Genomic DNA, 25,597 nt, shown 5'->3' on the forward strand with positions numbered 1-25,597 from the left:
AGACCCTTGCCAAGCGCCCTGTCTCCTGGCCAAAAGCGGATGCGGCGACGTCTCCGCATGTGGCAGGCTCCGCCGGTGAATCGTGAACAGATCTCCCGACTCGCCCACGCGGACCATCCGATCGCGGCTCCGCTCGACGACGACTCGGTGCGCCGCCTTCTCGACCGCGCCCTCCCCCAGGGCGACTCGCGCGTGCTCGACCTCGGCTGCGGCGGCGGGGAGTGGCTGCTGCGCGCGCTGGGCACGCACCCCAAGCTGCAGGCGGAGGGCGTGGACATCGCCGAGGGCTCGCTGGCGCACGCCCGCGACAGCGCGGAGGCGCTCGGCGTCCACGACCGGCTCGTCCTCCATCGTGCGGACGCCGCCGAGTTCACCTCACCGCACGCGTTCGACCTGGTGATCAGCGTCGGGGCGACGCACGCGTTCGGCGGCCTGCTCCCCACGCTCGCGGCGGCGCGCGAGCACCTGGCTCCCGGCGGACGCGTCCTGGTGGGAGACGGTTTCTGGGCCCAGGAGCCGTCCGCCGAGGCGGTGGAGATGCTGGGCGAGCTCACCGGCCTGCCGGCCCTGATGGACCGGGTCACCGCCGACGGCTGGACGCCGGTGCACGGCCACATCAGCACGCGTCAGGAGCTCGACGACTACGAATGGGCCTGGACGGGCTCGCTGGCGTCCTGGGCTCTGGACAACCCCGACCATCCGGACAGGTGCGAGGCCCTCACGACGGCCGACACCCACCGCGCCGAATGGCTGCGCGTCTACCGGGACGTCTTCGGGTTCGTCACCCTCGTCCTGCGCCCGACGTCCGACTGACGGGCCGTGCTCTCAGGCCCGGTCACGTCAGGAGGCCGCCTGCCGGCTCCTGCACACGTGCCGCCGTGCCAGCTCGGCCCAGACCGCGGCGGCACGGGCGTACGGGCCCCTGGCGGTCTCCTCGTGGTCCCCTCGCTCGGTGACCCGCCGCACGAAGAACTGCGCCGCCTCGAAGCACAGGACGTACTCCTCGCAACAGGACGCTTCGACCACGCGTACGAGCCCGCGCGACACGCAGGGCTCCCACGTCGGCACGTCAGACCGTCCCGCCCGGAACGCGGGCTTCCCCGGCGGACGGAAGGGGGCAGGAGCGCTCAGCTCTGGCAGAGGTGCTCACATCCCCGAAAGCATAGGCACCTCGCCCCAGAACGGCGCACACATTTCAGTGTCCGGCATCAGTGCCATACCTTTCCCACCGCCGCCCCCGGCTCACGCCGGGGCGCGCGAGGGACGGGAGCCCCTCGCGCGCCCGACGGGCTGCAGGGGTCAGCGGCCCTGGTTGGCCACCGCTTCGATGGCGGCCTTGGCGGCCTCCGGGTCGAGGTAGCGCCCGCCCCGCACCTGCGGCTTGAAGTCGGCGTCCAGCTCATAGGCCAGCGGGATCCCCGTGGGGATGTTGAGCCCGGCGATGTCGTCGTCGCTGATGCCGTCGAGGTGCTTGACCAGGGCCCTCAGCGAGTTGCCGTGCGCGGTCACCAGGACCGTGCGCCCGGCGGCCAGGTCGGGGACGATCTCGTCGTACCAGTACGGGAGCATGCGGTCGACGACGTCCTTCAGGCACTCCGTGCGCGGCATGAGCTCCGGCGGCAGGAGGGCGTAACGGGGGTCGCCGGCCTGGGAGTACTCGTCGTCGTCGGCGATGGGCGGCGGCGGCACGTCGTACGAGCGGCGCCAGAGCATGAACTGCTCGTCGCCGAACTCCTCACGCGTCTGGGCCTTGTTCTTGCCCTGCAGGGCCCCGTAGTGGCGTTCGTTCAGCCGCCAGCTGCGCTTGACCGGGAGCCAGAGCAGGTCGGCCTCGCCCAGGGCGAGCTGGGCCGTCTGGATGGCCCGGGTCAGGAGGCTGGTGTGCAGGACGTCGGGCCGCAGACCGGCCTCCTGCAGGAGCCGGCCGCCGCGCCGGGCCTCGTCCTCGCCCTTGGCCGACAGGCTGACGTCCACCCAACCGGTGAACAGGCCCTTCGCGTTCCAGTCGCTCTCACCGTGCCGTAGCAGCACCAAAGTCGCCATGCGGCCAATCCTATGGCCGCCGCCCGCGGCGCCGTCAGGTCACTGCCCGGGGTCGGCGAAGCGGGCGAAAGCCTGCAGGTTGGCCAGGGATTCGCCGCGTTTGGCACGCCATTCCCACTCCCGCCTGATGGAGGAGGCGAAGCCCAGCTCCAGCGCCCGGTCGAACCAGTCGTCGGCGTACGTCAGCACGCAGCCGAGCAGCCGGTCGACCTCCTCCTCGCTGACGGCGGCCAGCGGCACCCGGCCGACGAGGTAGACGTCGCCGACGGGGTCGAGGGAGAAGTGCACGCCGTACATGGCGCCGTTCTTGCCGAGGAGCCAGCGGTAGAACTCCTCGTGGTTCTCGTCCGGCCGGCGGCAGAAGAACGCCTCGACGTGCAGCACCCGCTCGCCGACGATCAGCCAGGTCATCGTGGCGAGCTTGTGCTGTCCGGGCAGCCTGACCAGGAACGCCCCGGGCCGCGGCTCGTCGTAGGTGACGTCCGCGGCCTTGAGCGCGGCTTCGACGACATCGCGCATGGGATACAGCTTAGGAGCGCGCGACGCCGGGCCGGCAAGCCGCTAGAAGTTGAGCGCCACAGGCATCTTGTGCAGATTCGCGACGGCGCCCGCGTACACCTCCATGAGCCGGCCCGCCGTCGCCTGCCAGCCGAATGCGGCCGCGTGCGTACGCGCCCCCCGCGACAACTGCTCACGCCATTCCGGCAGGGTGACCAGGCGGTGCAGGACGCGGGCCCATTCGTCGGGGTCGTGCCCGTCCACCAGCACGCCGGAGACCCCGTCGTCGACGGCGGTGCGCAGCCCGCCCACGGCGGCCGCGGCGACCGGCGTCCCGCAGGCCTGCGACTCCAGGGCCACGAGCCCGAACGACTCGCTGTAGGACGGCACGACGGTCACGTCCGCCGCCCGGTACCAGTCGGCCAGTTCCTCCTGCGGGGCCGGTGGCACGAGCCGGACGACGTCCGAGATGCCCAGCTCACCGGCCAGTTCGGTGAGGATGGACGGCCGGGCCAGCCCGTTGCCCGACGGCCCGCCGACGCAGGCGACGACCAGCCGGCCGCGCAGCGAGGGGTCGTCGATGAGCATGCGCGAGGCCGCGCGCAGCAGCACGTCGGGGGCCTTGAGCGGCTGGATGCGGCCCACGAACAGCAGCACGCGGGCGTCCTGCGGCAGGCCGAGCCGCTGCCGGGCGGCGCCCTGCGAGGCGGGCTGGAAGACGGTGAGGTTGACGCCGGGGTTCACGACGGCCACGCGCTGCCGGGCGGCGCCGTACAGGTCGATGAGCTCGCGGGCCTCGTCGGCGGTGTTGGCCACGAGGCGGTCGGCGATCTCCACGACCTGTTCCTCGCCCACCACGCGGGCCTGCGGCTCCGGCTTGTCGTCCTGGGCGAGCAGCAGGTTCTTGACCTTGGCCATGGTGTGCATGGTGTGCACGAGCGGCACGCCCCAGCGCTCCTTGGCCAGCCAGCCGACCTGCCCGGACAGCCAGTAATGGGAGTGGATGACGTCGTAGTGGCCCGGTTCGTACATGGCCTCGGTGCGCAGCACCTCCGACAGGAAGGCGCACAGCTGCCCGGGCAGGTCCGCGCGGTCCATCTCCTCGTACGGCCCGGCCGTCAGGTGACGTACCAGGACGCCTGGGGCGAGTTCGGCCACGGGCGGCTGGTCGCGGGCGGTGGCCCTGGTGAAGATCTCCACCTCCACGCCGAGTTGCGCCAGTCTCCTGGCCGACTCGACGATGTACACGTTCATCCCACCGGCGTCGCCCGTGCCGGGCTGGTCCAATGGCGATGTGTGCATGCTGATGGTCGCGACCCGGCTGACCCGTCGTCGCCTCACTCGACATCACCTCCAAGCGGAATACAACTATCCGAATTTTTTCGACATTCCCTGCCGCGGTTCGCACCGCGTCCGCCCTGGCAGGATGAGGGGCATGCAGAGAACGGCAGTGGTGACCGGCGCGAGCGGCGGCATCGGCGAGGCGACCGCGCGGCGGCTCGCCGCTGAAGGTTATGTGGTGGTGGCGGGCGCGCGGCGCCGCGACCGGCTGGACAAGCTGGCCGCGGAGGTGCCCTCGATCAGGCCGGTGACGCTCGACGTGACCTCTCAGGAGTCGGTTGACGCGCTGGTGGGCTCGCTCGACCGCTGCGACGTGCTGGTCAACAACGCCGGTGGCGCGCTCGGCATGGAATCGGTCACGGACGCCCTTCTGGACGACTGGCAGCAGATGTACGACACGAACGTACTCGGCTCCCTACGCATGACCCAGGCGCTGATCCCCAAACTCGTGGAGTCGGGCGACGGCGTGCTGGTGATGCTGACCTCGACCGCCGCCCTGGTCTCGTACGAGGGCGGCGGCGGCTACTGCGCGGCCAAGCACGCCCAGTCCGCGATGGCCGAGACCCTCCGCCTGGAGCTGGTCGGGCAGCCGGTCCGGGTGGTCGAGATCGCGCCGGGCATGGTCAAGAGCGAGGGCTTCGCGGTCACCCGCTTCCGCGGCGACGAGGCCGCCGCCGCCCGCGTGTACGAGGGCGTCCCCGACCCGCTGAGCTCCGACGACGTGGCCGACGCCATCGCCTGGTGCGTGACGCGCCCGTCGCACGTCAACATCGACCGCCTGGTGATCAGGCCGCGCGCCCAGGCCGCCCAGCACAAGGTGCACCGCGTCAGCGGCGGCTGAGCCGGATGGCCAGACCGGTCGGCGCGATCACCCGCGGCACGACGTGGCACAACCGGCTGCGCCGGGTCGACCGCTGGACGGCCGCCGTGCACGGCCCGGCCCTGCGCGCCGCCGTCCGCCCGCTCGTCGTCGACCTCGGCTACGGCGCCTCGCACACGACCACGCTCGAGCTGTTCACCCGGCTGCGCGCGGTCGTGCCCGACGTCGACGTGGTCGGCATCGAGATCGACCCGGCCAGGGTGGCCCTGGCCAAGCCGTACGAGCGGGAGGGGCTGAGCTTCGTGCTCGGCGGCTTCGAGCTGCCCGTCCCGCGCCCGCCGACGCTGGTCCGCGCCTTCAACGTGCTGCGCCAGTACGGCGAGGCGGAGGCGTGGCACTACTGGGACGTGCTGTGCGGCAAGCTGGCCCCCGGCGGCGTGCTGGTCGAGGGCACCTGTTCCGAGACCGGGCGGCGGGCGGTCTGGGTGGGCCTGTCCCCCGACGGCCCGCGCACGCTGACGTTCTCCGCCCGGTTCGACGCCTTCGAACGGCCTTCCGACCTGGCCGACCGGCTGCCGAAGACCCTCATCCACCGGAACGTCCCGGGTGAGCGCATCCATGCGTTCCTGCGCGACTTCGACCACGCGTGGGCGGTCAGCGCCCCTTACGGGGTGCACGGGCTGCGGCAGCGCTGGCTGGCGTCCGTGCGGCTGCTGGCCGGGCGGTGGCCGGTGGCGGTGCGGCCGCCGCTCGGCGGCCCAGCCCGATGGCGGCTCGGCGAGCTGACGCTGCCCTGGTCGGCGGTGGACCCGCGCTGACGGGATCCGGGCTGACGGGATCCCGGCTGACGGGATCCGGGCTATCGGGAGACCTGGGCGAGGAACACCTCGTAGGCGGCGGTGTCGAAGAGCACGAACCTGACCTCCTCGACCGAAGTCACGGCCGCGCGCACGGCGGCGACGGCGATGCGGGCGGCGTCGTCGAGCGGCCAGCCGTAGACGCCCGTGGAGATCGCGGGGAAGGCCACCGTCCGCGCGCCGAGCTCGTCCGCCACCCGCAGCGACTCCCGGTGGCAGGAGGCCAGCAGCTCGGAGCGGTCCTGCGACCTGGAGTAGACGGGCCCCACGGTGTGGATCACCCAGCGGGCCGGCAGCAGCCCGGCGGTGGTGGCGACGGCCTGTCCGGTCGGCAGGCCCTTGCCGTAGTGCCCGGCGCGCAGCCGTCTGCACTCCTCCAGGATCTCCGGCCCGCCGCGGCGGTGGATGGCGCCGTCGACGCCCCCGCCGCCGAGCAGCGAGGAGTTGGCCGCGTTCACGATCGCGTCGGCCCGCTGCTCGGTGATGTCGCCCTGCACCAACGTGACATTCATCTCACCGAGCCTGCCAGGCGGGCTTCCGCGCCGCCACTTGCCGCTCCCGGATGCCAGCTCGACGCTTTGTAGAGCTACCCTGAAGGACGTGAAGGGTCTTGGCGAGCTTGAGCGCAGCATCATGGACATCCTCTGGGCGGAGCACAACCCGCTGACCGCCCGCGAGGTCGGCAGGCTCATTGCCGATCGCGACCTCGCCCCCACGACGGTGATGACCGTACTCGACCGCCTCACGCGCAAGGGCTTCCTGGAGCGCACCAGGGACGGCCGCGCGTGGCGTTACGAACCGGCCGCGAGCCGTGACGCCTACATCGCCGAGCTTATGCTTGAGGCGTTGGACCTGACGGGCGACCGATCGGCCGCCCTGACCCGCTTCGCCCAGGCCGTGTCGGGCCCGGAGGCGGAGATCCTGCGGAGAGCCCTCACGGAGCTGGAGGAAGAGTGATCACGGCAGCGGTGCTAGCGGCGCTCGCCACGGCGTGCGCGCTCGGCTCCTGGCGTTTCACGACGGCCCGGTGGACCTCCCGTGCCCCGAGGCTCGCCATCATCGTCTGGCAGTCCCTGGGCGTGGCCTGGGGCCTGGCCACCACCGGCGCCATGCTGGCCTACGCGGTCCAGCCCTACAACGTGGGCGTGCTGCCCGGGCTGATCGCCTTCGCCCGCGGCAGGACGCCGGTCGAGGCGTGGGACCCGCTGCACGTCCTGGCCATGATCGCCGGTCTCACGTCGCTGGCGGTGCTGGTCGTGGTGCTGCTGACGGCCGGCGTGCAGGCGTTGCGCGCGCGGCGGCGGCATCGCGTGCTGCTCGCGCTCATCTCCCGCGACGATCCGGGCGTGCCGGGGGTGCGGGTGCTCGACCATCCCAGCGCGGCGGCGTACTGCGTGCCGGGGTTGCGCTCGCAGGTCGTGGTCAGCGCGGGCGCGCTCGAGCTGCTGTCGCAGGACGAGATGGCGGCCGTGCTGGCGCACGAGGCCGCTCACGTGCGCGAGCGGCACGACCTGGTGCTGCTGCCGTTCGCCGCGCTGCGCCGGGCGCTGCCCTGGTCGAAGGTGGTGGCCGACGCGCAGGCGCAGGTGGAGCTGCTGATCGAGATGGCCGCCGACGACCGCGCCCGCCGCTACTGCTCGCCCCGCAGGCTGGCGACGGCGCTGCTGCGGTTCGGTACGGCCGGCGCCATGCCGACCCCGCAGGGCATGCTCGGCGTGCACGCGCACAACGTCATGGCCAGGGTGGACCGCCTGATCAAGCCAGGGCCAGAATTGTCAGCATTTGTCCGGTACGGCTACCTCGCCCTCTCTGTGAGCTTGCTCACCACCACCCCCTTCCTGTGGGTCTACCAGCTCTAACCGCTTGCAGGTGTTAGCCGTTCCGTTTGCAATTGCAAGCACGGGACGGCAGACTGTGGGTATGGCACTACCGAAGGTCGGCTCGATCGGCGAATACATCCGCGAGCAACGGCAACAGGCGAAGATCTCGCTGCGCCAGCTCGCGCAGGCGGCAGGGGTCTCCAACCCCTACCTGAGCCAGATCGAGCGCGGGCTGCGCAAGCCGAGCGCGGAGATTCTCAACCAGATCGCCAAGGGTCTGCGCATCTCCTCGCAGGCGCTCTACGTGCAGGCCGGCCTCATCGAGGACCGGGAGCCGCCGAGCGACGTGATCACCGCGGTCAACGCCGACACGCTGCTCACCGAGCGGCAGCGCCAGGTGCTGATCGACATCTACGAATCGTTCCGCAAGGAGAACCGCACCGAGGGCGAGCAGACCTCCCAGAACGCCCGCCCTCAGCACGACTCCACCGCGGACGACGAGCCATCGCTGCCCGAGGAGTATCTCGCCGCGCTTGAGCCCTACGCGGCCTCCCCCGGCAACGGGACCGTCACCCAGGAAACCAAGGAAGGTTAACCCATGACGCTTGCCACCGAGGTCAAGAAGCTCACCGACTCCAAGCCCTTCTACGCCTTCGCCGGCGCCGGCGACTTCGCCGTCGAGAAGCTGCGCGAGCTGCCCGAGCAGCTGCGTCAGCTCCAGTCCCGCCGCTCGGAGCTGGCCCGGGACCTGCCGGAGAAGACCCGCGCGTACGCCGACAAGGCCGAGGGCTTCGTCCGCGAGTTCCCGGACAAGGCCCGCGAGTACGCCGACCAGCTGAGCAACAAGGCCACCGAGGTCTACGAGGAGTTCGCCACCCGTGGCCGCAAGGTCGTCAGCAAGACGACCGGCGAGGCCGCCCTTGAGCTGGAGGAGGTGTCGGAGGCCGCAGAGCCGCCCGTCGCCGAGCCCGTCAAGAAGACCACGCGTACGCCTCGGGCCAAGGCCTGAGTGAGCGAGCGGGCCCGCCTCCCCGGAGGCGGGCCCGTTTCTGTTCCGGTGCCCGCTTGTCGGGGACGCCTATTAGGCTGGGGCCGATTTCATCGCGGCGTTGGGTGGAGCCAGCAACATGAATATGATCAACGGCGTTTTCAACTTCCTCTTCCTGGTGCTCGCCGCCGTCATCTTCGGCATGTCGGTCTACGCGCTGGTGCACGCGGCGCGCGTGCCGACCAACGCGTTCGTCTCGGCGGGCAAGCTGCAGAAGAAGATCTGGGTGCTCATCCTCGCGCTGGCGACCCTGCTGTCCGGCGGCGGCGCGCTGGGCTACTTCAACGACTTCATGCTGATCGGCGGCTTCCGGTTCATCGGCCTCAACGGGCTCGGCCTGTTCTCCATCCTGGCCGTCATCGCCGCCACGATCTACATCGTCGACGTCAAGCCCGCCGTCAAGGGCATGGGCCGCGGCAACAGCGGCCCCTACGGCCCCTGGTAGGCCGGACCGGCCCCGATCAGGCCAGCTCCGCCGCCAGCCAGGCGGCGATGCGCTCGTGCCCGGCGAACGTGGGATGCACGCCGTCGGGCAGCACCGTCTCCGACGGCCTGCCGGTCACCCATTTCCGGCGCATCGGGTCCAGGAACGGCACGCCCGCGGCGTCCGCCACCTCCGCCAGGGCGTCGCGCACCCGGTAGGCCTTGGCCGGGGTGTCCTCCAGCCAGATCGGGCCGACCATCACGACCTTGGTGACCGGCCAGCGGCGGCGCACCTCGGCGAGCAGGGCGGCCGCGGCCTCGCGCACCTGCCCGGTGCTCCAGCGCTGGTCGTTGTGGCCGCCGGAGATCACCAGCACGTCGGGGGCCGGCCGCCAGGCCAGCTCCTCCTCGAACGACCGCCGGAACGTGCGGCCCACCTTGCCCTCGTTGAGGTAGCCGGTGCCACCCGCGCCGGCGATGACCGGCTGCCAGCCGAGCAGCCGCGCCGACTCCGAGGCGTAGGTCCGCCAGGGCGGCACCGGGCCGGATCCGACCGTGAAGCTGTCGCCCACGAACATCATCACCGGAACCGCCGGACGGACCGGCGGAACGGCCTCCGGCACCCGCTGCGGCGGCGTCCGGGCCACCGCACTCGTACATGCTGAAATTCCAGCAAATATCCCCATTATTGCGATGACCGGGGCGATTCTTCCTCGAAGCGTCAGGCCACGCATAATCACCCCGGGGCACTAGGCTGCCGATATGACCGCCGACCTCCACGGGCGCACGCAGCGGCTCGAACTGTCCGACCAGAGCCTGCGAGATTTCGAAGCCGTCGTGCTGGACGCGACGCCTGAGGGGATCGTGCTGAGCAGGTCGGCATTCTATCCAGGCGGGGGCGGCCAGCCCGCCGATCACGGAGTTCTGGTCTGGCAGGGCGTGGAGACGCGCATCGTCGGGGTGCGCAAAGGCGACGATCTCTACCTGATCCCCGCCGAGGGCGACCCGATCCCGCCCGCCGGCACGGTGGTCGAGGCCGCCGTGGCCGACGCCCGGCGTTCGGCGCTCATGCGTACCCACTCGGGGCTGCACGTGTTGTGCGGCGTGGTGTTCAGGGACTACGGCTGCCTGGTCACCGGCGGCAACATGGACGAGCTGAGCGCCCGCATGGACTTCGACCTGCCCGAGGTGCCGCCCGGCTTCAAGCAGGCCGTCGAGGACGCGTGCAACGCCGAGATCGCCGCCGACCGCCGCATCGACGTGCGCGTGCTGCCGCGGCGGGAGGCGTTCGAGATCCCCGACATCATCCGCACGGCAAGCAACCTGGTGCCCGAGGCCGTCCAGGACGTGCGCATCGTCGACATCGTGGGCCTCGACACGCAGGCCGACGGCGGCACCCACGTGGCCTCGACCAAGCAGATCGGCCGCATCAAGGTGGCCAAGATCGAGAGCAAGGGCCGCGGCTTCCGCCGGCTGCGCATCGCGATCTCCGACTAGCGCCCCTCGACCAGCCCGGCGAGCCCGTCGAGCAGCGCGTCGAGACCGAAGGCGAACAGCCGGTCGAGGTCGAGATCGAACTCGCCGCCCAGCTCCTCGATGACGCCGGTGAAGGCGGTCAGCCGCCCCGACTGCGCCAGCGCCTGGAGCTCCCCCTCCCGGCTGCTCATCCACTCGTCGGCGGTCAGCCCGGTCGCGGCCTGGGCCCGCTGCTCCATCTCGATGTTGGCGGCCAGGCCCTGGACGAAGCTGAACAGCAGGGTGTGCACGTGCATCTTGCCGACCGGGTCGAGGGGCGAGCCCTCCAGCGTGCGCATGACCCACTCGGTGTGGGCGATCAGGCTGGCCGAGGGCAGCGGCCTGGTCAGTGACGTGACCCTGGCCATCCACGGGTGGGTGCGGTAGCCCGCCCACTGCACCCGCGCGGCGGTCTCCAGCCTGGCCCGCCATCCGTCGGGCGGCGGGTCGGGCAGCGGGAACTCCCTGATCACGTGGTCGATCATGAGCATGACCAGGTCGTCCTTGCCGCCGACGTGCCGGTAGAGGGACATGGTGGCCACGCCCAGCCGGCCCGCGACGCCGCGCATGGTCAGCTCGGCGAGCCCGTCGGCGTCGGCGATCTCGACGGCCGCGGCCACGATGCGGTCGCGGGTCAGGTCGTCGCCGGACGGGACGGGGGCCCGCCGCGCCCTGCCGCCGCGGGTCTCGGCCACGATCGTGCCGACGCGCGGCTCGGCGACCACCACGCCGTCCTGGGCCAGGACCGTGAGCGCCTTGGCGGCCGTAGCCAGCGCGACCTCCCAGTCGCGGGCGAGCTGCCTGGTGGAGGGCACCCGGTCGCCGGGGCGGAGCCGGCCGTCGGCGATGCGGCGCCTGATGTCCTCGACGATGCGCGCGTAGGGCGGAGCGGTCATCACTACCCCTTCTCTGTACTAGTACAGATCTTACCAGTGAAACCTTGTGAGCTGCTGTATGTACGACGTACATTCAGCTTCGCGTACAACGTCAACACAAGGAGCGGGTCATGAGGGTTCTGGTTTCAGGAGCGAGCGTCGGCGGTCCCGTCCTGGCTCACTGGCTGCGGCGGCGCGGCTTCGAGGTCACGCTGGTCGAGCGCGCGCCGCGCCCGCGCAAGGGCGGCCAGGCCGTCGACCTGCGCGGCGCCGCCCTGGTCGTGGCCGACCGCATGGGCGTCCTGGAGCAGGTCAGGGCCGCGCGGACGACCATGCGCGGCATGTCCATGGTCGACGGCGACGGCAACGAGATCATGCGCAGCACCGAGGAGACGATCAGCGGCGGCCGGCTCGACAGCCCGGACGTCGAGATCGCCCGCGACGACCTCACCGCGATCGTCGGCGCCGTCACCGACGCCCCCTGCCGCTACGGCGACTCCATCGCCACCCTCGCCCAGGACGCCGGCGGCGTGGACGTGACCTTCGACAGCGGCGTCCGGGACCGCTACGACTACGTGATCGGCGCCGACGGCCTGCACTCCAACGTCAGGCGGCTGGCGTTCGGCCCGGAGGAGCGCTTCCTCAAGCACCTCGGCATGTACGTCTCCATCTACACCGCCGACAACTTCCTCGGCCTGGACCACTGGCAGCTCTGGCACCGCGCGGGCGAGGCCGGGTTCGGCCTGTTCAGCGACCGCGAGCCGGCGGTGATGAAGGTGAACATGGGCTTCGCCGCGGGCCCGATCGACTACGACCACCGCGACGTCGAGCAGCAGAAGCGCCTGGTCCAGGAGCACTGCTCGGGGCTGCGCTGGGAGGCGCCCAAGCTGCTGGCGGCCATGTGGCAGGCCGACGACTTCTACTTCGACGCCATGGCCCAGGTCGAGATGGACCGCTGGTCGCAGGGCCGGGTCGCGCTGGTCGGCGACGCCGCCCACTGCCCCTCGCCGCTGTCGGGGCAGGGCACCAGCCTGGCCCTGGTGGGGGCGTACGTGCTGGCCGAGGAGCTGGGCCGGGCCACCGAGGGGGCGTTCGACCGGTACGAGCGGCGCATGCGGCCCTACGTCGCCCTGAACCAGGCCCTGGCCCTGGAGAACCCGGGCATGGCCGCCGCGCCCGAGAGCGTACGCCGGGCGGCCGACGCCATCACCCTGGATTGACACCCGCAACCGCTACGATGTCCCGCCATGACGGGTTTCAGACTCACATTGGCCGCCCTGGGAGCCACCGCGCTGACGTTGCTGGCCACCCCCGCCCTGGCGGAGGCCGGGATCACGGACCAGGTGACGATGACGCTCGCCAAGGACGGCACTCTCCACGTGGTCGAGAAGATCACCGGGGCGTCCGGCGGCCTCAAGCGCACCCTGCTCACCAAGACCCGCTACGACGACGACAACGACCGCGTCTACCGGGTCACCGACGTCAAGGGCGGCAAGCTCGACGGCGACGTCCTGACCGTGACCGGCCAGACCGTCGAGTACGACGTCAAGGGCGCGGTGACCACCTCCGGCGGGGCCGAGGAGCTGCGCTGGTTCGCCGTCAGCGGCTGGAACGTCCCCGTCACCAAGGCGACCGTCCAGGTCAGCGGGCCCGGCCAGGTGCAGAACCTGTCGTGCTTCGCCGGCGACCTGACCTCGGCGATCGGCTGCACCTCGGCCTCGATGGACCACACCGCCACCCGGGCCGAGTTCGAGCAGGACAACCTCGCCGCCGGCCAGGCCCTGACGGTGGTCGTCGGCTTCCCCAAGGGGGCCAGCTCCGGGACGCCCATCCTGGAGCGGCGTTTCTCGCTGGCCTCGGCGTTCACCCTCGACCTGGTCACCGGCGGCGCGCTGGCCGGCCTGCTCGTGCTGCTGCTCGGCGGCGTCGGCCTGCTCTACTGGACGCGCGGCCGGGACGCCCGGGTCGCGGGCCACGAGAAGGGCGGGGTCGATCCCATCCAGAACGGGCACTTCACCCCGCCGGACGGCGTGCGTCCCGGCCAGATCGGCACGCTGGTGGACGAGCAGGCCGACGTGGTCGACGTGACCGCCACCATCGTCGACCTGGCCGTCCGCGGCTACCTGCGGATCGACGAGCAGCCCCGCCAGACCTACGACGCCCCCGACTGGCTGCTGGTGAGGCTGCCGAACGCGCCGGTCAACTCGCTGCTGACGTACGAGCGCGCCCTGTACGACGCGGTCTTCGACGGCCGCGACGCGGTGCTGCTCTCCCAGCTGTCCGGCTCGTTCGCCGGCCATCTGGGCAAGGTGCGCGACGCGCTCTACTCCGACGTGGTCGAGCAGGGCTGGTTCGCCCGCCGTCCCGACACCGAGCGCACCCGGTGGACGACGATCGGCGTCGTGCTGATCGTCCTGGGCCTGCTGGCCACGGTCGGGCTGGCCTGGTTCACCACGTACGGGCTGCTGGGGCTGGCCCTGGTCATCGCGGGCGGCGCGCTGGCCGTCGGCGGCCAGTACATGCCGGCCAAGACCGCCAAGGGCTCGGCCGCGCTCGCGCACACGATGGGCTTCCGCGAGTACCTGTTCTCCGGCGACCTCGGCGAGGTGCCCGAGCAGCACCGGGTGGAGCTGTTCTCGCGCTACCTGCCGTACGCGGTGATCTTCGACGGGGTCGAGCACTGGTCGCGGGTGGTGGCCTCGGTGACCGGCAACGGCCACCAGGCCGACAACCTCTACTGGTACCACGGTCCGGCGGAGTGGGACCTGTCCAAGTTCGCCGGGTCGATGCGCACGTTCACCACGACGACCTCGGGGGCCATCTCCGCCAGCCGCCAGTTCCGCACCCTCTAGACACTCCGCGTGGCGGCGGCTCAGGGCTCACCCCGCTAGCGGATCCGCAGCTCGCCGACCGGCCGGCCGCCGCCCAGCAGCGCCGGCCGGGCCAGCTCGGCCAGCTCGGGCGCGTCCAGGCCGAGCGATCGCAGGGCCGCCACGGTGACGGGCACCCGGGCCCGCTGCGAGCCGTCCTCGATCTTGATCGTGCCGGCTCGGCCGTCCTCGAACGCGAACGCGTCGAACGCCTCCGCGCCCGCCTTCAGCATCAGCCCGGGGATCGCCCGCATGAGCTTGGCCTCGGGCCGGTCGGTGCCGGACGTCCACTCGGGGTGGGCGCGCATGGCGTCGAAGATGCGCCGCTCGAACGAGCCCTCCGCGGCCAGCGGGAAGGCCCTGAACGCCTTGGTCACCCCGAGCATCGAGACGAAGAACAGCGGCGCGCCGCAGCCGTCCACGCCGGAGGCGGCCACCCGCTCGCCGGTCAGGTCCTCGACCGTCGCGCGGATCGCGCGCTGAAGCGGGTGCGCGGGCTCCAGGTACGTCGTCAGCGGCCAGTCGTTGAGCACGCAGGTGGCCAGCATGGCGGCGTGCTTGCCGGAGCAGTTCATGTAGACCCGGCCGAACTCGGTCGAGGTGCGCTCGTACGGGTGGTCCTCCGGACACAGCAGGGCGGACTCGTCCAGGCCCGCTCCGGTCAGGATCTTCCGTACGCCGTCCACGTGGAACGCCTCGCCGGAGTGCGAGGCGCAGGCCAGGGCCAGCAGCTCACCCTCCAGCTGGAGGCCGTTGCGCAGCATGCCGAGGGCCTGCAGCGGCTTCATCGACGATCGCGGCGAGGCCGGCACGTGCACCGCCCCCCGCGTCTCCACCGGGACGCCCTGCGCGTCCACGGTCAGCATGCGGGCCTGATGGGTGGACTCCACGAACCCAGACCGGACAACCTCGACAACAAGCGACATTACGCGCCCCCTTTCGGCATGAGTCTACGAACAGTTCTTTCTGCGCCAGAATGGGATGCCATGCGGGCAGTCGTACAACGAGTGAGCTCGGCCTGCGTCGAGGTCGAGGGGCAGACGGTCGGCGCGATCGACGAACCGGGGCTGCTCGTCCTGGTCGGCGTGACGCACACCGACACCCGGGCCGAGGCCGCCAAGCTCGCCGCCAAGTTGTGGGGCCTGCGCGTGCTGCACGGCGAGAAGTCGTGCTCCGACGTCTCCGCCCCGCTCCTGGTGATCAGCCAGTTCACCCTCTACGGCGACGCGCGCAAGGGCCGGCGCCCCACCTGGCAGGCCGCGGCCCCGGGGCCGGTCGCCGAGCCGCTGGTGCAGGCCGTGGTCGAGGAGCTGAGGGCGCTCGGCGCGCACGTGGAGACCGGCCGCTTCGGCGCCGACATGAAGGTCTCGCTGGTCAACGACGGGCCGATCACGCTCGTCCTCGACATCGACGCCTAGCGGGGTCAGCGGATCCGGCGGCGCAGCGAGGGGTCGATGCTGACGTTGCGGCCGGCGTCCGGCGGCACGACGACCTCCTGGGCGGCGGCCACGCCACCGGCCAGCAGCGGCGCGTCGACCGGGACCGTGCGCTTGACCACGGCCAGCGCGATCGGGCCCAGCTCGTGGTGGCGGGCGGCCGAGCCCACGACGCCGATCTCCTGACTCTCGAAGATCACCGGGTCGCCGTGCGCGGGCAGGGTGTCGACGCTGCCGTCGAGGTGCAGGAACACCAGGCGGCGCGGCGGGTGGCCCAGGTTGTGCACGCGCGCGACCGTCTCCTGGCCGCGGTAGCAGCCCTTGCTCAGGTGGACGGCCGAGCCGATCCAGCCCACCTCGTGCGGGATCGTCTTGTGGTCGGTCTCGAAGCCGAGCCGCGGCCGGTGGGCCTCGATGCGCAGCGCCTCGTACGCCCACAACCCCGCCAGGGGCCGGCCCAGATGATCGGCCAGCTCGGCCCGCGGCACCAGGAAGTCTTCGGTGGCCGTGGAGAGCACCGCCAGGTCGTCGGCCCGCGACACCTCCACGCGCAGCATGAACCGCATGCGGTCGAGATAGTCGACCAGGCTCTGCGCCGTGCCGGGCTCGACGTGCGCCAGCACGCTCTCGCCGTCGTCGACCAGCGTGAGGTGGTGCAGGACGCGGCCCTGGAGGTCGAGGTCGAGCGTCTGGGTCCACTGGCCGGGCGTCAGCGTGTCGAGCTTCTGCGAGGTCAGGTCGTTGAGCCATTTCAGCCGGTCGGCGCCGGAGATGCGGACCACCTCGCGGTTGCTGCGGTCGACGACCGCCTCACCCTTGGCCAGCGCGCGCTGCTCGGCGAACAGGTCGCCATAGTGCGCGGCTACGTCGGCGTCCGGCCCGTCGGCCGCGACGGCGCCGGGGAGATCGAGCAGAGGGCTACGCATGCATCCAAGGCTATCCGCCCCCGCGACGGCGCCCGACGCCGGTGCCGCGGGTCAGCGGCAGTTGCTGCAGCGGCCGAACACCGTCAGGTGATGGACGTCGGCCGCGAACCCCAGCTCCTCGTCGAGCCCCTTCACCAGCCCCTCGGCCAGCTCGGGACGCACCTCGAAGACCTCGTCGCAGCCCCGGCACACCAGGTGGACGTGGTCGGCCTCGGCCGCCAGGTGGTAGGTCGGCGCGCCGTGACCGAGGTGGGTGTGGGTGACCATGCCGAGCTCTTCGAGCAGTTCGAGCGTGCGGTAGACCGTGGAGATGTTGACCCCGCGCGCCGTCTCGCGCACCTTGGTGCAGATCTCCTCGGGCGTGGCGTGCTCCAGATCCTTGACCGCTTCGAGCACGAGCTGCCGCTGCGGGGTGACCCGGTAGCCCTTGGCGCGGAGTTCCTCGTGCCACTGCGTCTCGGTCATGCCCCCGAGTGTAAAGCGCACGATCGCCTGTTCGCGGCCGTCCGATAATTACTTGCCCCCGGCGCTCGCGACCGCATAGCTTCATGAGTACGCGGAAAGGAGGTGGTCCGAATAATGGATAGTCATAGTCGGGCTAGCGAGGTGGTTGTCCGCTAGCGCTGCGGACTGTTGTCTCGTGTCGCAAGCGAATCCGAGGCAACCACCGGGGCCCCTGGCAGCCGGAGGGCGGGATGACGCATCCCGACCATGGTCCATCCGGCCCGTCTGCTCGGCAGGCGGAGTGTTGCCCGGGGCCCTTCTTTGTTTTCTCCCCTCAGTGTTCCCCGTGGGGTTCGATCCCCAGTTCGGCGCAGGCCGCCCGGTAGAGGCGCACGACCGCCTTGCGCACCTGGGCGCGCTCGGTCAGCGTCTCGCCCCAGGGCACGCGCACCCGCTCGCCGCCGTCGACCGTGAACTCCATCGCCTCGGCGTCGACGTCGCTGGTCACCGCCGAGGTGGCCTGCGGCCGGCCGCCGAGCCCGCGCACGATGACCAGGGCGTCGCCGGTGTGGTCGTCGTTCATGTGGCGCTTGATCGCCTCGACGGCGTCGGGGGTGAACGGCGAGGTCATGCTCAGGACACCTTCTTCAGCTCGGCCGACATGTGGTCGGTGAGCGGGTGGCCCACGGCGGCCATCTCGTAGGCCCACATCAGGTTGCCGTTGACCAGGCCGTAGAGGCGGTGGCCCGCGGTGTACTCCTTGGCCGTGGAGGTGCGGGCCACGACGTCGGTGCGCAGCTCGATCTTGTGGAAGACGACCTCGCCGATGTAGATCTCGACGATGCCGGTGGGGTGTGCGAGCACCACCTCGATCTGCCGGTCGGGCTGCGGACGCCAGTAGCCGGACTCGGTGGCCAGCGGCCTGACCCGGTTGCCGTCGTTGTCGAGCAGCCAGGTGCGGCTGACGTAGGTCAGGAACGGCTTGCCGTTGTGGCCGAACTCGATCTCCTGGCCGAAGTTGAAGCTCTCGATCGTCGGATAGCCGCCCACGCCGGCGCCCTCCCAGCGGCCGAGCAGGAACGCGATCTGCTCCAGAGCGGGGTGCACCTCAGGTTCTTCCATGCTCACCAAGCCTAGCGCCGGTGACTAACCTTCTGGATCGGGGAGAGGTCTAGCCGGGGGGAGTCGCGATGCTGGATGCCTGGGCCGTGCCGCCGCACGTCGACGTGCTGTTCGTGGGCGCCCATCCGGACGACGAGTACCAGTCGTTGTCCACGTTCGGGCAGTGGCGCGAACGCCTGGGGCTGACCACCGGCGTCGTGACGATCACCCGCGGCGAGGGCGGCGGCAACGCCGCCGGGCCGGAGAAGGGCGCCGCGCTCGGCCGGATCAGGGAGGCCGAGGAGCGCGAGGCGGTCGCGCACGCGGGCATCCGCGACGTCTTCTACCTGGACAGACCGGACTTCTGGTACACGTTGTCGGCGCCCCTGACCGCCCGCGCGTGGGGTCCGGGCACCCTCCGGCGGCTGGTCGAGACGATCAGGACGACCAGGCCCTCGACCGTGGTGACGATGGACCCGCGGCCCTTCAACCAGCACGGCGGGCACCAGCTCGCCGCCCGGCTGGCCGTCGAGGCGTTCCGGCTGGCCGCCGACCCCGCCGCGTTCCCCGGGACGGGCGCGCCCTGGCGGGCCACCCGGCTGCTGACCCAGAACTGGGGGCTGCGCGGCCCCGTGGGCCCCGGCTGCGCGACGGCCGGCATGCGCGACCCGGCCACCGGGCTGCCGCAGCTCGGCGTCTGGGCGGGCGCCTGGTCGCCGCGCCACCGCGTCACGTGGGCCCAGCGGGAGCGCGACGCCGAGCGCGCGTACCGCACGCAGGGGTTCGCCGCGCGGCCGGCGAAGGTGACCGGGCCGTTCGGCTGCGACTGGTTCTCGGTCGTCTTCGACGGCGGGCGGCCGGTGCCCGCTCCCGTCGTCGAGCAGGCGGGCCTGCGCCCTCTGTACGCCGAGTTCCGCGACTGGGCACGCGCGACCGGCCTGCCCTGGCTGGCCAATCGGGCACAGCCCGACTATCCCGAGCCGCCCGCCACCACCCTCCCGGTCGCCGGACGCGCCCCCAAGCTCGACGGCCTGGCCTCACCCGGCGAGTACGCGGGCCCCGCCCTGCCCCTCGCCCACTGGGAGGGCGAGCGCTGCCCGGCGGCCGACTGCGCCGCGACCGCCCGGCTGACCCGCCACGGCGCCGACCTCTACGTCCAGGTCGAGGTCACCGACGAGGCGCGCGGCGCCGCCCTCGACGAGTGCGAGCGCCACTGGCGCACCGACGCGGTCGAGATCGCCCTCGACCCGCGCGGCGACTCCGACGACACCTCGACCACGTTCAAGCTGGGCGTCCTGCCCTACACCGCCAAGGGCGGCCCGTGCGCGGCCCGAGACGCCGACGCCCGCCAGGGCCCCGCCCCGCGGGTGGGCGTGGCGTCCGCGGCCCACGACGGCGGGTACGGCGTCGAGGTGCGCATCCCGTTCGCGCTGCTGCCCGCCCCGCCCACCGCGCTGAGAGCGAACGTGCTCGTCTACGACTCCGACACCGGGGACAGGACCGGGCAGACGCGCCTGGCCTGGTCGCCGTTCGGCAGCGCCCAGGCCGATCCGTACGTGTGGGGCCGCGTCGGTCGGGGTTAGGGTGACGCCATGGCACGATCTTTGGTGATCAAGGTGACCGCGGGGGCGGACGCCCCTGAGCGGTGCAACCAGGCATTCACGGTGGCGGCGGCCGCGCTCGCGAGCGGCGTGCCGGTCTCCCTCTGGCTGACCGGCGAGTCGTCCTGGTTCGCCCTGCCGGGGCGGGCCAAGGAGTTCTCCCTGCCGCACGCGGCGCCGCTGGCTGACCTGCTGGAAGCCGTCCTGGCGGCCGGCCGGGTGACCCTGTGCACGCAGTGCGCCGCCCGCCGCGACATCACGGTCGACGACGTGATCGAGGGCGTGCGCATCGCCGGCGCGCCGGCCTTCGTGGAGGAGGCGGTCAGCGAAGGCGCCCAGGCCCTGGTCTACTAGGCCCGTCAGCCGGACAGGACGGTGCTCAGCCGCTCCTGGCGCAGGGCCTCGTAGCGGGAGTCGTCGAGCGGCGTCAGCTCGCCCACGCGCCACGACAGCAGCAGGTCGGCCAGGGCCGGGTTGCGCGCCAGGGCCGGGCCGTGCAGGTACGTGCCCACCACGTGGCCCGCGTAGCAGCCCTCGAAGCCGTCGCCGTTGCCGACCCCGGCGACCGTCTTGGACAACGGCCGCACGCCAGGGCCGAGGTGCGTGACGCCCATGTGGTTCTCGAAGCCGGTCAGCGTGGGCAGGTTGAGCGCGGCGTCGACCTCGGCGACCAGCTCGCCCACGGCCCGGGCGGGGCCGCGCGAGCTGGCGATGTCGAGCAGGCCGATGCCGTCGACCGGCTGGCCCTCCTCGCCGCCGAACGTGCTGCCCATGATCTGGTAGCCGGCGCACACGGCCAGCATCGCCGCGCCCCGCGCGATGGCCCGCTGGAGCCCGCCGTCGCGGCGCAGGCGCTGGGCGGCCAGGATCTGCGGACGGTCTTCGCCGCCGCCGATCAGGTAGATGTCGCCGGTCTCCGGCACGGGGTCGGCCGAGCGGACGTAGACGGTCTCGACCTCGATGCCCCGGCGCTGCGCACGCTGCTCCAGGACGAGCACGTTGCCCTGGTCGCCGTAGGTGCTCAGCAGGTCGGGGTAGATCCAGACGATGCTGAGGGCGCTGTCAGACGGCACGTCCGAACTCCGATCGGATCTGCTGGAAGGCGGTGTAGTTGGCGATCACGTCGACCCGGCCGGGCGGCTGCATGGCCAGCGCCTCGGAGAAGGAGCTGCACAACGTGAACGGCACGTCGGCCACGTCGAGCCGGAGCGCGAGGTCGAGCCGCCGCTCACCGGTGACGAAGACCGGACGGCCGCGCAGGATGCGGTAGTCGACGTCCCACAACCACGAGGTGTCGCGGCCGTCGGGGCCCTGCGCGTTGACCGACAGGATGATCGGCAGCTGCGGGTCGGCGACGTCGAAGGCCTCCAGCCAGCCCGCCGGGTTCTTGGCCAGCAGCAGCCGTGCGTGGCGGCCCTCGCGCTCGACCGTGGTGTAGCGGCCGGCCACCGAGGTGACCTCGCGCAGCCGGGGCAGCGCCCGGTCGGCGGGCAGCCCGAACGCCTCGGCCACGGCCAGCGCCATCACCGCGTTGGAGCGGTTGGCCAGGCCGGGGAGCTGGATGTCGAGCAGCCAGCGCTGCCCGCGCGGGTCGATGGCGACGTCGTCGTCGAGCACCCACTGCGGCTCTGGACGGTGGAAGGTGCACTCACGGCAGGACCAGTCGGCGTCCTTGCGGTCGAGGGGGCCGCCGCACTCGGGGCAGCACCAGGAGTCCTCCTTCCAGCGCTGCCCGCCGGCGACCCAGGTGACCTTGGCGGCCGTGGAGGCCCCCCAGGTGACGAGGGGGTCGTCGCAGTTGGCGATGACGTGGGTGGGCCTGCCCGACAGCGCCCTGCGCCACTTCTGCGCGAGCAGCCAGATCTCGGCCGCGCGGTCCATCTGGTCGCGGCTGAGGTTCATCAGGCAGACGACGCCGGCGCCGGTGGTGTCGAGCACCTCCGGCAGGTACTTCTCGTCGACCTCCAGCACGCCGTAAGGGGCGCCCTTGTGCTGGGAGAGCGCCGAGACGTGGCCCGCCGGCATGTTGGCGCCGAAGGCGTTGGTGGCGACCTCGCCCATCTCCAGCAGCGCGGAGGTGATCAACCTGGTCGTGGTGGTCTTGCCGTTGGTGGCGCTGACCAGGGCCAGCTTGCGGTCGCGGGCCAGCTTGCGCAGGAGGTCGGGCTCGAGCATCAGGCCCACCCTGCCGCCGATCACCGAGCCGTCACCGCGCCCGGTCATCCGCGAGAGCGTGGCGGCACTGCGTCCCAGGGCGCTGGCGAGCTGAGCCCGCAGAGGAAGCTGGGTCATGCACATGGATCCTAGTCGCCGTTGAGTCCTACTCTGGAGTTGCACACGAAAACGCGGCCCGGTTGGTAGCCCGGGCGAAGCATCACGTATCCGCCCTTCCAGGGATGTCCGGTGTGCCGGAAGCGGCCTGTCCAGGTCGCTTTCCCGGCATTTCTGGTGAAGGGCGGAGAAGATGGTCACGTTGTCGGTCTATTTGGACGGCCCGTTCTGGGTCGGGGTGCTGGAGGTCGCCGAGCGCGGGCGGCTGCGGGCGACCCGGTTCACCCTCGGGTCCGAGCCCACCGATCCCGAGCTGCACGCGTTCCTCATGCGCCATGGCGTTTCGCTGCTGGAGCAGGCCCATGCCGCGCCCGCCGTGGCCGGCGGGGAGCGCGAGCGGCGGGTCAACCCCAAGCGGGCGGCCAAGCTGGCGGCGCGGGCCGCCGCCCAGGTGTCCGTACGGAGCACGGCCGCGCAGGAGGCGATGCGGCTGGAGCTGGAGAGCCGCAAGCAGCAGGCCGCGCAGGGACGGCGGGAGCGGCGGCGCGAGCTGGCCGAGCACAAGCGCGAGGTGGCCCGCCGCAAACGCCTCGAACGCCGCCGCGACCGCTGACCCGCCCCCGGGCGAGCTCCAGGGAGCTCCAGGGTGAAGGGGCGTCAGGCCGAGGGGGCGTCAGGCCGAGGGGGCGTCGACGAAGGCGATCTCCGGGGCGCCCCCGTGGTCGAACGGCAGGACGAACCGCTGCGGCCACGACAGCACCCCCTCCAGCCAGCCCGCGCCCATCGTCTGGCCGACGTGCCTGATCCTGGCCGACGCCTCGATGCCGATCGCCACGTTCGTGATGTCGCGCTGCACGCTCTCGTTCTCGTCGTCGCCCAGGATGACCCGCCAGGCCAGGGCCCGGTTGTGGTCCACCTCCATGGACAGCGGGTGGTGGCGCAGGGCCTTGGCGCGGTGGCCGAGCAGCTCGGCGTGCACCAGGTCGGCCGTGCCGTTGCCGTTGGACTGGCGGAACAGGGCGTACTCCATGGGCGGGGCCGGGCTGCGCAGGTTGGGGGCGGGCTGGCCGTACGGGAAGAGCCGGTCGACCTCGTGCAGCCAGCGCACCTGCGGGATCACCCACGACGCGCCCGGACGATCGCCGCCGGGCTCGGCCCCCGACAGCAGCCGCGCGGCGACCTCGGCGGCCTTCTCGGTGAGCAGCGCCGGGTCGAACCAGCTCCGCAACGACCAGGCCCGCCGCTGGACGGCGCGTTCGACCAGCGTGGCCAGCAGGCACTCGCGGCGGCGGGCGGGCAGCTCGCTCCAGGCGGCCGACAGGGCGCGCGGCACGCCGGGCAGCGGCCGGTTGCTGACGAAGGCGAGCACGACCGTGTCGCACCAGATGCGCAGCCAGGCCCAGTCGGGCCCGTCGGCGAGCACGTCGGCCTCCCTGAGCTCCACCAGGGTGCACGCCTGGCCGGTACGGCACTGCGCCCCGCACGCGGCCGACCTGCGCCCGCGGATGGGCGGCTGGGGGCCCGGCAGCGGCTTCTCCCGCGACTCGCCCAGCGGGACGCGCACCCGCAGCGGCCGGTCCATGCCGTCGGCGAAGACCGCGGCCGAGCCCGGCTGGAGCGAGACGACGTGCCTGGACTGCTCGTCGCTGAGGTTCATGGCCGCGCCGACGAGCTTCCTGTCGTCCTCGGCGGGCAGCCGGTGGACGACCTTCAGCGCGGTGTTCTTCACGACGTCGGAGACGAGCTTGGTCGGGATCTGCTCGGCCACCACGATGCCCTCGCCGTACGCCCTGATCTCGGCGAGCAGGCCGGCCAGCAGCTCGACGGCGTGCGTGGAGGCCCGGCCGTGGCCGCGGTCGCGCAGCAGCCGGTGGGCCTCCTCGATCACGATGACGTGCCGCAGCCCGGCCGACTTCTCCTTCCTGGCCCGCATGCGCAGGTGCTCGACGATCCGGATGATCAGCGTGCCCATGAGGAACGCCTTGTCCTCGTCGTTGGCGACGTCCTCGATGGCCAGGACGACGTTGCGTTCCAGCAGGCCGCCGATGTCGGCCGGGTGGCCGCCCTCGAAGAAGCGCCCGGCCGAGCCGACCCGCAACGACCGCAGCCGGAGCGAGATGAAGCCCTCGACGTCGGCCTGGACCTCGCGGCCGTAGCCGATCTCCTTGATGACGTCCATGGCGTGCTGCTGGAGCTGTTCGAGCGTCGGCACGCTGGGCGGGACGTTCGAGCCGGGCACGGCGCCGCCGGTCACGACGTCCCAGCCGGTGGCCTCGTAGACCCGTTGCAGGGACAGCGACATGATCTGCGGGAACGGCTCCTCGGCGTCGAAGGCGGCCATGAACAGCGCCCGAATCATGTCGATGTGCGCCTGGACGGGGTAGCCGGGCTCGGGTTCGAGCGGGTTGACGCTGAGCGGCACGCCCTCCGGGGCCGAGGGGTTGATCACCGTCACCGGGTCGGCGATGCGGCCGGCCATGGCCGCGTACTCGGACTTGGCCGGCTCGATGGCCAGCCACGGGATGCGCGCCTCGCTGAGCTGCTCCAGCAGGTGCCGGACGGTCTGGGACTTGCCCGAGCCGGTCGCGCCGGTGACGAAGGCGTGCCTGTTGAGCGTGGCCAGGGGCACCCGGAAGCTGCCCACGCCTCTGTCCTGGCCGTCGAGGATCTCGCCCAGCTCCAGCTCGCCGCCGTCGGCCTCGGACGTCACGTCGAAGAAGCCGGAGTCGAGCACGCGTACGCCGGGCACCTCGCGCCTGGGCAGCCCGGCCAGCGCGGCGAGCGCCCCGGCGGTGGCCGCGAAGGGCGCGGCGGCGCCGTCGGCCGGGTCCTGCATGGTGATGGCCAGGGCCTCCGACAGCGCGTAGACCGCGCCGTGCGCGCTGCGCAGCCGGTACGGGTGGTGGCTCATCTCGACCGACCCGACGAGCACGGGCGCGATCTGCCGCAGCTCCTCGGCGGTGGCCCCGCCGGCCAGCACGCGCACGTTCCACAGGCCGGCCTCGCGGAAGGCGTCGAGCTCCTGCATGCGGCGCTCGGCCCGCTCGGCGTCGAACCGGGAGCGCTCGGAGGCGTCGCCGTACTGCCGCAGGACGTTGAGCTGGGTGCGCAGGTGCGCCACCTCGGCGTCGAGCAGGTCGGTCGGCTCGGCCACCACCAGCCAGGCGAACGGCCGCGACATGAGCGTGACCAGCGTCGACTCGAACAACGTGGGCCGCTTCAGCTCGTCGGGGTCGGACCCGGCGAACTCGCGCCCCCGCCCGCCCAGCGGCGGCGCCTGCCGGCCGGGGCACGGCGTCCAGACCAGGTCGGCGAGGTCGGCCAGGTACTCCTCGTCCAGCTCGATCCCCCGCGCGCCGCCCGGGAACAGCAGCGGCTGGGGCCCGGTCGGCAGGCCGGGCACGTCGGTCGCCCGGCGCGGCTGGCGCGGCGGCGAGAGCGGGCCGGCATTGGTGATCAGTTCGAGCGGCGCGCCGGAACCCCGCGACAGCCACCCGATGACGAACGGCCGGTCACGCTGCGCCGCCGACAACACGGCGGGCAGCACGGTGACGAAATCCCATTCCGCCGACGAGCTTCGCGAGGGTGCGGCGATCGACTGGATCCGATACCAGGGCCCGCTCAGCGAGACACTCGGCTGCATCTTCAATTCCCCCACAGTCGGTTCTCAGTAAAATCCCGCTGATCGTCAGCTCCTCACCACGCCCT

Annotated in this window: 30 protein-coding genes; 15 read left to right on the forward strand and 15 right to left on the reverse strand. The window is 72.1% G+C overall.

The features are described from left to right. Window positions 1-75 precede the first annotated feature (75 nt). The gene (locus AB0J76_RS00470; protein ID WP_352319697.1) at window positions 76-813 is read left to right on the forward strand and encodes a class I SAM-dependent methyltransferase; all 738 of its coding nucleotides are present in this window, start codon (window positions 76-78) and stop codon (window positions 811-813) included. A 27-nt stretch (window positions 814-840) separates the two neighbouring features. On the opposite strand, the gene AB0J76_RS00475 is transcribed toward AB0J76_RS00470, so the two are convergent. From AB0J76_RS00475 to mshA, 4 genes are all read right to left on the reverse strand, one after another. Continuing rightward, complete coding sequence (locus AB0J76_RS00475) at window positions 841-1,047, reverse strand: hypothetical protein (protein ID WP_352319699.1); 207 nt, start codon at window positions 1,045-1,047, stop codon at window positions 841-843. A 252-nt stretch (window positions 1,048-1,299) separates the two neighbouring features. Further along, on the reverse strand, window positions 1,300-2,043 hold the full coding sequence (locus AB0J76_RS00480) for a phosphoglyceromutase (RefSeq protein WP_352319700.1): 744 nt from the start codon (window positions 2,041-2,043) through the stop codon (window positions 1,300-1,302). 39 nt (window positions 2,044-2,082) lie between these two features. After that, the gene (locus AB0J76_RS00485) at window positions 2,083-2,562 is read right to left on the reverse strand and encodes a YbjN domain-containing protein (RefSeq protein ID WP_352319702.1); all 480 of its coding nucleotides are present in this window, start codon (window positions 2,560-2,562) and stop codon (window positions 2,083-2,085) included. 42 nt (window positions 2,563-2,604) lie between these two features. Next, window positions 2,605-3,882 (reverse strand): D-inositol-3-phosphate glycosyltransferase, encoded by a 1,278-nt coding sequence (mshA, locus tag AB0J76_RS00490; RefSeq protein ID WP_352319704.1) that lies wholly within the window; start codon window positions 3,880-3,882, stop codon window positions 2,605-2,607. A 94-nt stretch (window positions 3,883-3,976) separates the two neighbouring features. Between mshA and AB0J76_RS00495 the strand changes: the two genes are divergently transcribed. Then, entirely contained in the window at window positions 3,977-4,723 is a 747-nt protein-coding gene (locus AB0J76_RS00495; protein WP_352319706.1) for an SDR family NAD(P)-dependent oxidoreductase, read from the forward strand. Between the two features lie 5 nt (window positions 4,724-4,728). Beyond that, on the forward strand, window positions 4,729-5,520 hold the full coding sequence (locus tag AB0J76_RS00500) for a class I SAM-dependent methyltransferase (protein ID WP_352319708.1): 792 nt from the start codon (window positions 4,729-4,731) through the stop codon (window positions 5,518-5,520). 41 nt (window positions 5,521-5,561) lie between these two features. Here the strand turns inward: AB0J76_RS00500 and AB0J76_RS00505 are convergent, their stop codons facing one another. Further along, window positions 5,562-6,071, reverse strand: coding sequence for an O-acetyl-ADP-ribose deacetylase (locus AB0J76_RS00505; RefSeq protein ID WP_352319709.1), 510 nt, complete (start codon window positions 6,069-6,071; stop codon window positions 5,562-5,564). Between the two features lie 88 nt (window positions 6,072-6,159). On the opposite strand from AB0J76_RS00505, the gene AB0J76_RS00510 reads away from it, so the two are divergent. From AB0J76_RS00510 to AB0J76_RS00530, 5 genes are all read left to right on the forward strand, one after another. Then, window positions 6,160-6,516 (forward strand): BlaI/MecI/CopY family transcriptional regulator, encoded by a 357-nt coding sequence (locus AB0J76_RS00510; RefSeq protein WP_352319711.1) that lies wholly within the window; start codon window positions 6,160-6,162, stop codon window positions 6,514-6,516. After that, on the forward strand, window positions 6,513-7,418 hold the full coding sequence (locus AB0J76_RS00515; protein WP_352319713.1) for a M56 family metallopeptidase: 906 nt from the start codon (window positions 6,513-6,515) through the stop codon (window positions 7,416-7,418). The genes AB0J76_RS00510 and AB0J76_RS00515 overlap by 4 nt, the downstream gene beginning before the upstream one ends. Before the next feature lie 61 nt (window positions 7,419-7,479). Beyond that, on the forward strand, window positions 7,480-7,974 hold the full coding sequence (locus AB0J76_RS00520; RefSeq protein WP_352319715.1) for a helix-turn-helix domain-containing protein: 495 nt from the start codon (window positions 7,480-7,482) through the stop codon (window positions 7,972-7,974). A 3-nt stretch (window positions 7,975-7,977) separates the two neighbouring features. Further along, on the forward strand, window positions 7,978-8,388 hold the full coding sequence (locus AB0J76_RS00525; RefSeq protein WP_352319717.1) for a hypothetical protein: 411 nt from the start codon (window positions 7,978-7,980) through the stop codon (window positions 8,386-8,388). Window positions 8,389-8,512: 124 nt separating this feature from the next. Then, window positions 8,513-8,872 (forward strand): DUF2516 family protein, encoded by a 360-nt coding sequence (locus AB0J76_RS00530; RefSeq protein ID WP_352319719.1) that lies wholly within the window; start codon window positions 8,513-8,515, stop codon window positions 8,870-8,872. A 16-nt stretch (window positions 8,873-8,888) separates the two neighbouring features. Here the strand turns inward: AB0J76_RS00530 and AB0J76_RS00535 are convergent, their stop codons facing one another. Beyond that, window positions 8,889-9,497, reverse strand: a complete 609-nt coding sequence (locus tag AB0J76_RS00535) for an SGNH/GDSL hydrolase family protein (RefSeq protein WP_352319721.1) — start codon at window positions 9,495-9,497, stop codon at window positions 8,889-8,891. Between the two features lie 115 nt (window positions 9,498-9,612). Between AB0J76_RS00535 and AB0J76_RS00540 the strand changes: the two genes are divergently transcribed. Beyond that, on the forward strand, window positions 9,613-10,347 hold the full coding sequence (locus AB0J76_RS00540) for an alanyl-tRNA editing protein (protein WP_352319723.1): 735 nt from the start codon (window positions 9,613-9,615) through the stop codon (window positions 10,345-10,347). Here the strand turns inward: AB0J76_RS00540 and AB0J76_RS00545 are convergent. Then, entirely contained in the window at window positions 10,344-11,261 is a 918-nt protein-coding gene (locus AB0J76_RS00545; protein ID WP_352319725.1) for a GntR family transcriptional regulator, read from the reverse strand. The genes AB0J76_RS00540 and AB0J76_RS00545 overlap by 4 nt on opposite strands. 110 nt (window positions 11,262-11,371) lie before the next feature. Here AB0J76_RS00545 and AB0J76_RS00550 point away from each other — a divergent pair, with 110 nt between their 5' ends. Beyond that, complete coding sequence (locus tag AB0J76_RS00550; protein WP_352319727.1) at window positions 11,372-12,460, forward strand: FAD-dependent monooxygenase; 1,089 nt, start codon at window positions 11,372-11,374, stop codon at window positions 12,458-12,460. A 27-nt stretch (window positions 12,461-12,487) separates the two neighbouring features. Then, on the forward strand, window positions 12,488-14,092 hold the full coding sequence (locus tag AB0J76_RS00555; RefSeq protein WP_352319728.1) for a DUF2207 domain-containing protein: 1,605 nt from the start codon (window positions 12,488-12,490) through the stop codon (window positions 14,090-14,092). Between the two features lie 35 nt (window positions 14,093-14,127). Here AB0J76_RS00555 and AB0J76_RS00560 read toward each other — a convergent pair whose 3' ends face one another. After that, window positions 14,128-15,036 carry an asparaginase gene (locus tag AB0J76_RS00560; protein WP_352319730.1) on the reverse strand — a complete coding sequence of 303 codons (909 nt, stop codon included), beginning with the start codon at window positions 15,034-15,036 and terminating at the stop codon, window positions 14,128-14,130. A gap of 60 nt (window positions 15,037-15,096) precedes the next feature. Between AB0J76_RS00560 and dtd the strand changes: the two genes are divergently transcribed. After that, entirely contained in the window at window positions 15,097-15,528 is a 432-nt protein-coding gene (dtd, locus tag AB0J76_RS00565; RefSeq protein ID WP_352319732.1) for a D-aminoacyl-tRNA deacylase, read from the forward strand. Between the two features lie 5 nt (window positions 15,529-15,533). On the opposite strand, the gene AB0J76_RS00570 is transcribed toward dtd, so the two are convergent. The 4 genes from AB0J76_RS00570 to AB0J76_RS00585 form a co-directional block, all read right to left on the reverse strand. Continuing rightward, window positions 15,534-16,472, reverse strand: coding sequence for a folate-binding protein (locus AB0J76_RS00570; RefSeq protein WP_352319734.1), 939 nt, complete (start codon window positions 16,470-16,472; stop codon window positions 15,534-15,536). A gap of 51 nt (window positions 16,473-16,523) precedes the next feature. Beyond that, the gene (locus AB0J76_RS00575) at window positions 16,524-16,937 is read right to left on the reverse strand and encodes a Fur family transcriptional regulator (protein WP_352319736.1); all 414 of its coding nucleotides are present in this window, start codon (window positions 16,935-16,937) and stop codon (window positions 16,524-16,526) included. Between the two features lie 313 nt (window positions 16,938-17,250). Then, window positions 17,251-17,547, reverse strand: a complete 297-nt coding sequence (locus tag AB0J76_RS00580; RefSeq protein WP_352319738.1) for a DUF2470 domain-containing protein — start codon at window positions 17,545-17,547, stop codon at window positions 17,251-17,253. Between the two features lie 2 nt (window positions 17,548-17,549). Beyond that, entirely contained in the window at window positions 17,550-18,038 is a 489-nt protein-coding gene (locus tag AB0J76_RS00585) for an FABP family protein (protein WP_352319740.1), read from the reverse strand. Between the two features lie 68 nt (window positions 18,039-18,106). Here AB0J76_RS00585 and AB0J76_RS00590 point away from each other — a divergent pair, with 68 nt between their 5' ends. Both AB0J76_RS00590 and AB0J76_RS00595 read left to right on the forward strand, forming a co-directional pair. After that, window positions 18,107-19,600, forward strand: coding sequence for a sugar-binding protein (locus AB0J76_RS00590; protein ID WP_352319741.1), 1,494 nt, complete (start codon window positions 18,107-18,109; stop codon window positions 19,598-19,600). Window positions 19,601-19,609: 9 nt separating this feature from the next. Further along, window positions 19,610-19,972: a DsrE family protein gene (locus tag AB0J76_RS00595; protein ID WP_352319743.1), complete on the forward strand. Its 363-nt coding sequence runs from the start codon at window positions 19,610-19,612 to the stop codon at window positions 19,970-19,972. A 5-nt stretch (window positions 19,973-19,977) separates the two neighbouring features. On the opposite strand, the gene AB0J76_RS00600 is transcribed toward AB0J76_RS00595, so the two are convergent. Both AB0J76_RS00600 and AB0J76_RS00605 read right to left on the reverse strand, forming a co-directional pair. Then, the gene (locus AB0J76_RS00600) at window positions 19,978-20,691 is read right to left on the reverse strand and encodes a glutamine amidotransferase (RefSeq protein ID WP_352319745.1); all 714 of its coding nucleotides are present in this window, start codon (window positions 20,689-20,691) and stop codon (window positions 19,978-19,980) included. Next, window positions 20,681-21,910: a MurT ligase domain-containing protein gene (locus AB0J76_RS00605; protein WP_352319747.1), complete on the reverse strand. Its 1,230-nt coding sequence runs from the start codon at window positions 21,908-21,910 to the stop codon at window positions 20,681-20,683. Before AB0J76_RS00605 ends, AB0J76_RS00600 begins: the two co-directional genes overlap by 11 nt. A gap of 172 nt (window positions 21,911-22,082) precedes the next feature. Here AB0J76_RS00605 and AB0J76_RS00610 point away from each other — a divergent pair, with 172 nt between their 5' ends. Continuing rightward, complete coding sequence (locus AB0J76_RS00610; protein WP_352319749.1) at window positions 22,083-22,502, forward strand: YjdF family protein; 420 nt, start codon at window positions 22,083-22,085, stop codon at window positions 22,500-22,502. A 60-nt stretch (window positions 22,503-22,562) separates the two neighbouring features. Here AB0J76_RS00610 and AB0J76_RS00615 read toward each other — a convergent pair whose 3' ends face one another. Continuing rightward, complete coding sequence (locus AB0J76_RS00615; protein WP_352319751.1) at window positions 22,563-25,532, reverse strand: ATP-binding protein; 2,970 nt, start codon at window positions 25,530-25,532, stop codon at window positions 22,563-22,565. Between the last annotated feature and the right edge of the window lie 65 nt (window positions 25,533-25,597).

Source organism: Nonomuraea sp. NPDC049624, from assembly GCF_040675255.1.
Lineage (GTDB): Bacteria > Actinomycetota > Actinomycetes > Streptosporangiales > Streptosporangiaceae > Nonomuraea.

Coding starts and splice junctions, on each gene's coding strand:
- AB0J76_RS00480 (WP_352319700.1), bottom strand. CDS start 2,043: ATGGCGACTTTGGTGCTGCTACGGCACGGTGAGAGCGACTGGAACGCG.
- AB0J76_RS00485 (WP_352319702.1), bottom strand. CDS start 2,562: ATGCGCGATGTCGTCGAAGCCGCGCTCAAGGCCGCGGACGTCACCTAC.
- AB0J76_RS00495 (WP_352319706.1), top strand. CDS start 3,977: ATGCAGAGAACGGCAGTGGTGACCGGCGCGAGCGGCGGCATCGGCGAG.
- AB0J76_RS00500 (WP_352319708.1), top strand. CDS start 4,729: ATGGCCAGACCGGTCGGCGCGATCACCCGCGGCACGACGTGGCACAAC.
- AB0J76_RS00505 (WP_352319709.1), bottom strand. CDS start 6,071: ATGAATGTCACGTTGGTGCAGGGCGACATCACCGAGCAGCGGGCCGAC.
- AB0J76_RS00520 (WP_352319715.1), top strand. CDS start 7,480: ATGGCACTACCGAAGGTCGGCTCGATCGGCGAATACATCCGCGAGCAA.
- AB0J76_RS00525 (WP_352319717.1), top strand. CDS start 7,978: ATGACGCTTGCCACCGAGGTCAAGAAGCTCACCGACTCCAAGCCCTTC.
- AB0J76_RS00530 (WP_352319719.1), top strand. CDS start 8,513: ATGATCAACGGCGTTTTCAACTTCCTCTTCCTGGTGCTCGCCGCCGTC.
- AB0J76_RS00540 (WP_352319723.1), top strand. CDS start 9,613: ATGACCGCCGACCTCCACGGGCGCACGCAGCGGCTCGAACTGTCCGAC.
- AB0J76_RS00545 (WP_352319725.1), bottom strand. CDS start 11,261: ATGACCGCTCCGCCCTACGCGCGCATCGTCGAGGACATCAGGCGCCGC.
- AB0J76_RS00550 (WP_352319727.1), top strand. CDS start 11,372: ATGAGGGTTCTGGTTTCAGGAGCGAGCGTCGGCGGTCCCGTCCTGGCT.
- AB0J76_RS00555 (WP_352319728.1), top strand. CDS start 12,488: ATGACGGGTTTCAGACTCACATTGGCCGCCCTGGGAGCCACCGCGCTG.
- AB0J76_RS00560 (WP_352319730.1), bottom strand. CDS start 15,036: ATGTCGCTTGTTGTCGAGGTTGTCCGGTCTGGGTTCGTGGAGTCCACC.
- dtd (WP_352319732.1), top strand. CDS start 15,097: ATGCGGGCAGTCGTACAACGAGTGAGCTCGGCCTGCGTCGAGGTCGAG.
- AB0J76_RS00570 (WP_352319734.1), bottom strand. CDS start 16,472: ATGCGTAGCCCTCTGCTCGATCTCCCCGGCGCCGTCGCGGCCGACGGG.
- AB0J76_RS00575 (WP_352319736.1), bottom strand. CDS start 16,937: ATGACCGAGACGCAGTGGCACGAGGAACTCCGCGCCAAGGGCTACCGG.
- AB0J76_RS00580 (WP_352319738.1), bottom strand. CDS start 17,547: ATGACCTCGCCGTTCACCCCCGACGCCGTCGAGGCGATCAAGCGCCAC.
- AB0J76_RS00585 (WP_352319740.1), bottom strand. CDS start 18,038: ATGGAAGAACCTGAGGTGCACCCCGCTCTGGAGCAGATCGCGTTCCTG.
- AB0J76_RS00590 (WP_352319741.1), top strand. CDS start 18,107: ATGCTGGATGCCTGGGCCGTGCCGCCGCACGTCGACGTGCTGTTCGTG.
- AB0J76_RS00595 (WP_352319743.1), top strand. CDS start 19,610: ATGGCACGATCTTTGGTGATCAAGGTGACCGCGGGGGCGGACGCCCCT.
- AB0J76_RS00605 (WP_352319747.1), bottom strand. CDS start 21,910: ATGACCCAGCTTCCTCTGCGGGCTCAGCTCGCCAGCGCCCTGGGACGC.
- AB0J76_RS00610 (WP_352319749.1), top strand. CDS start 22,083: ATGGTCACGTTGTCGGTCTATTTGGACGGCCCGTTCTGGGTCGGGGTG.
- AB0J76_RS00615 (WP_352319751.1), bottom strand. CDS start 25,532: ATGCAGCCGAGTGTCTCGCTGAGCGGGCCCTGGTATCGGATCCAGTCG.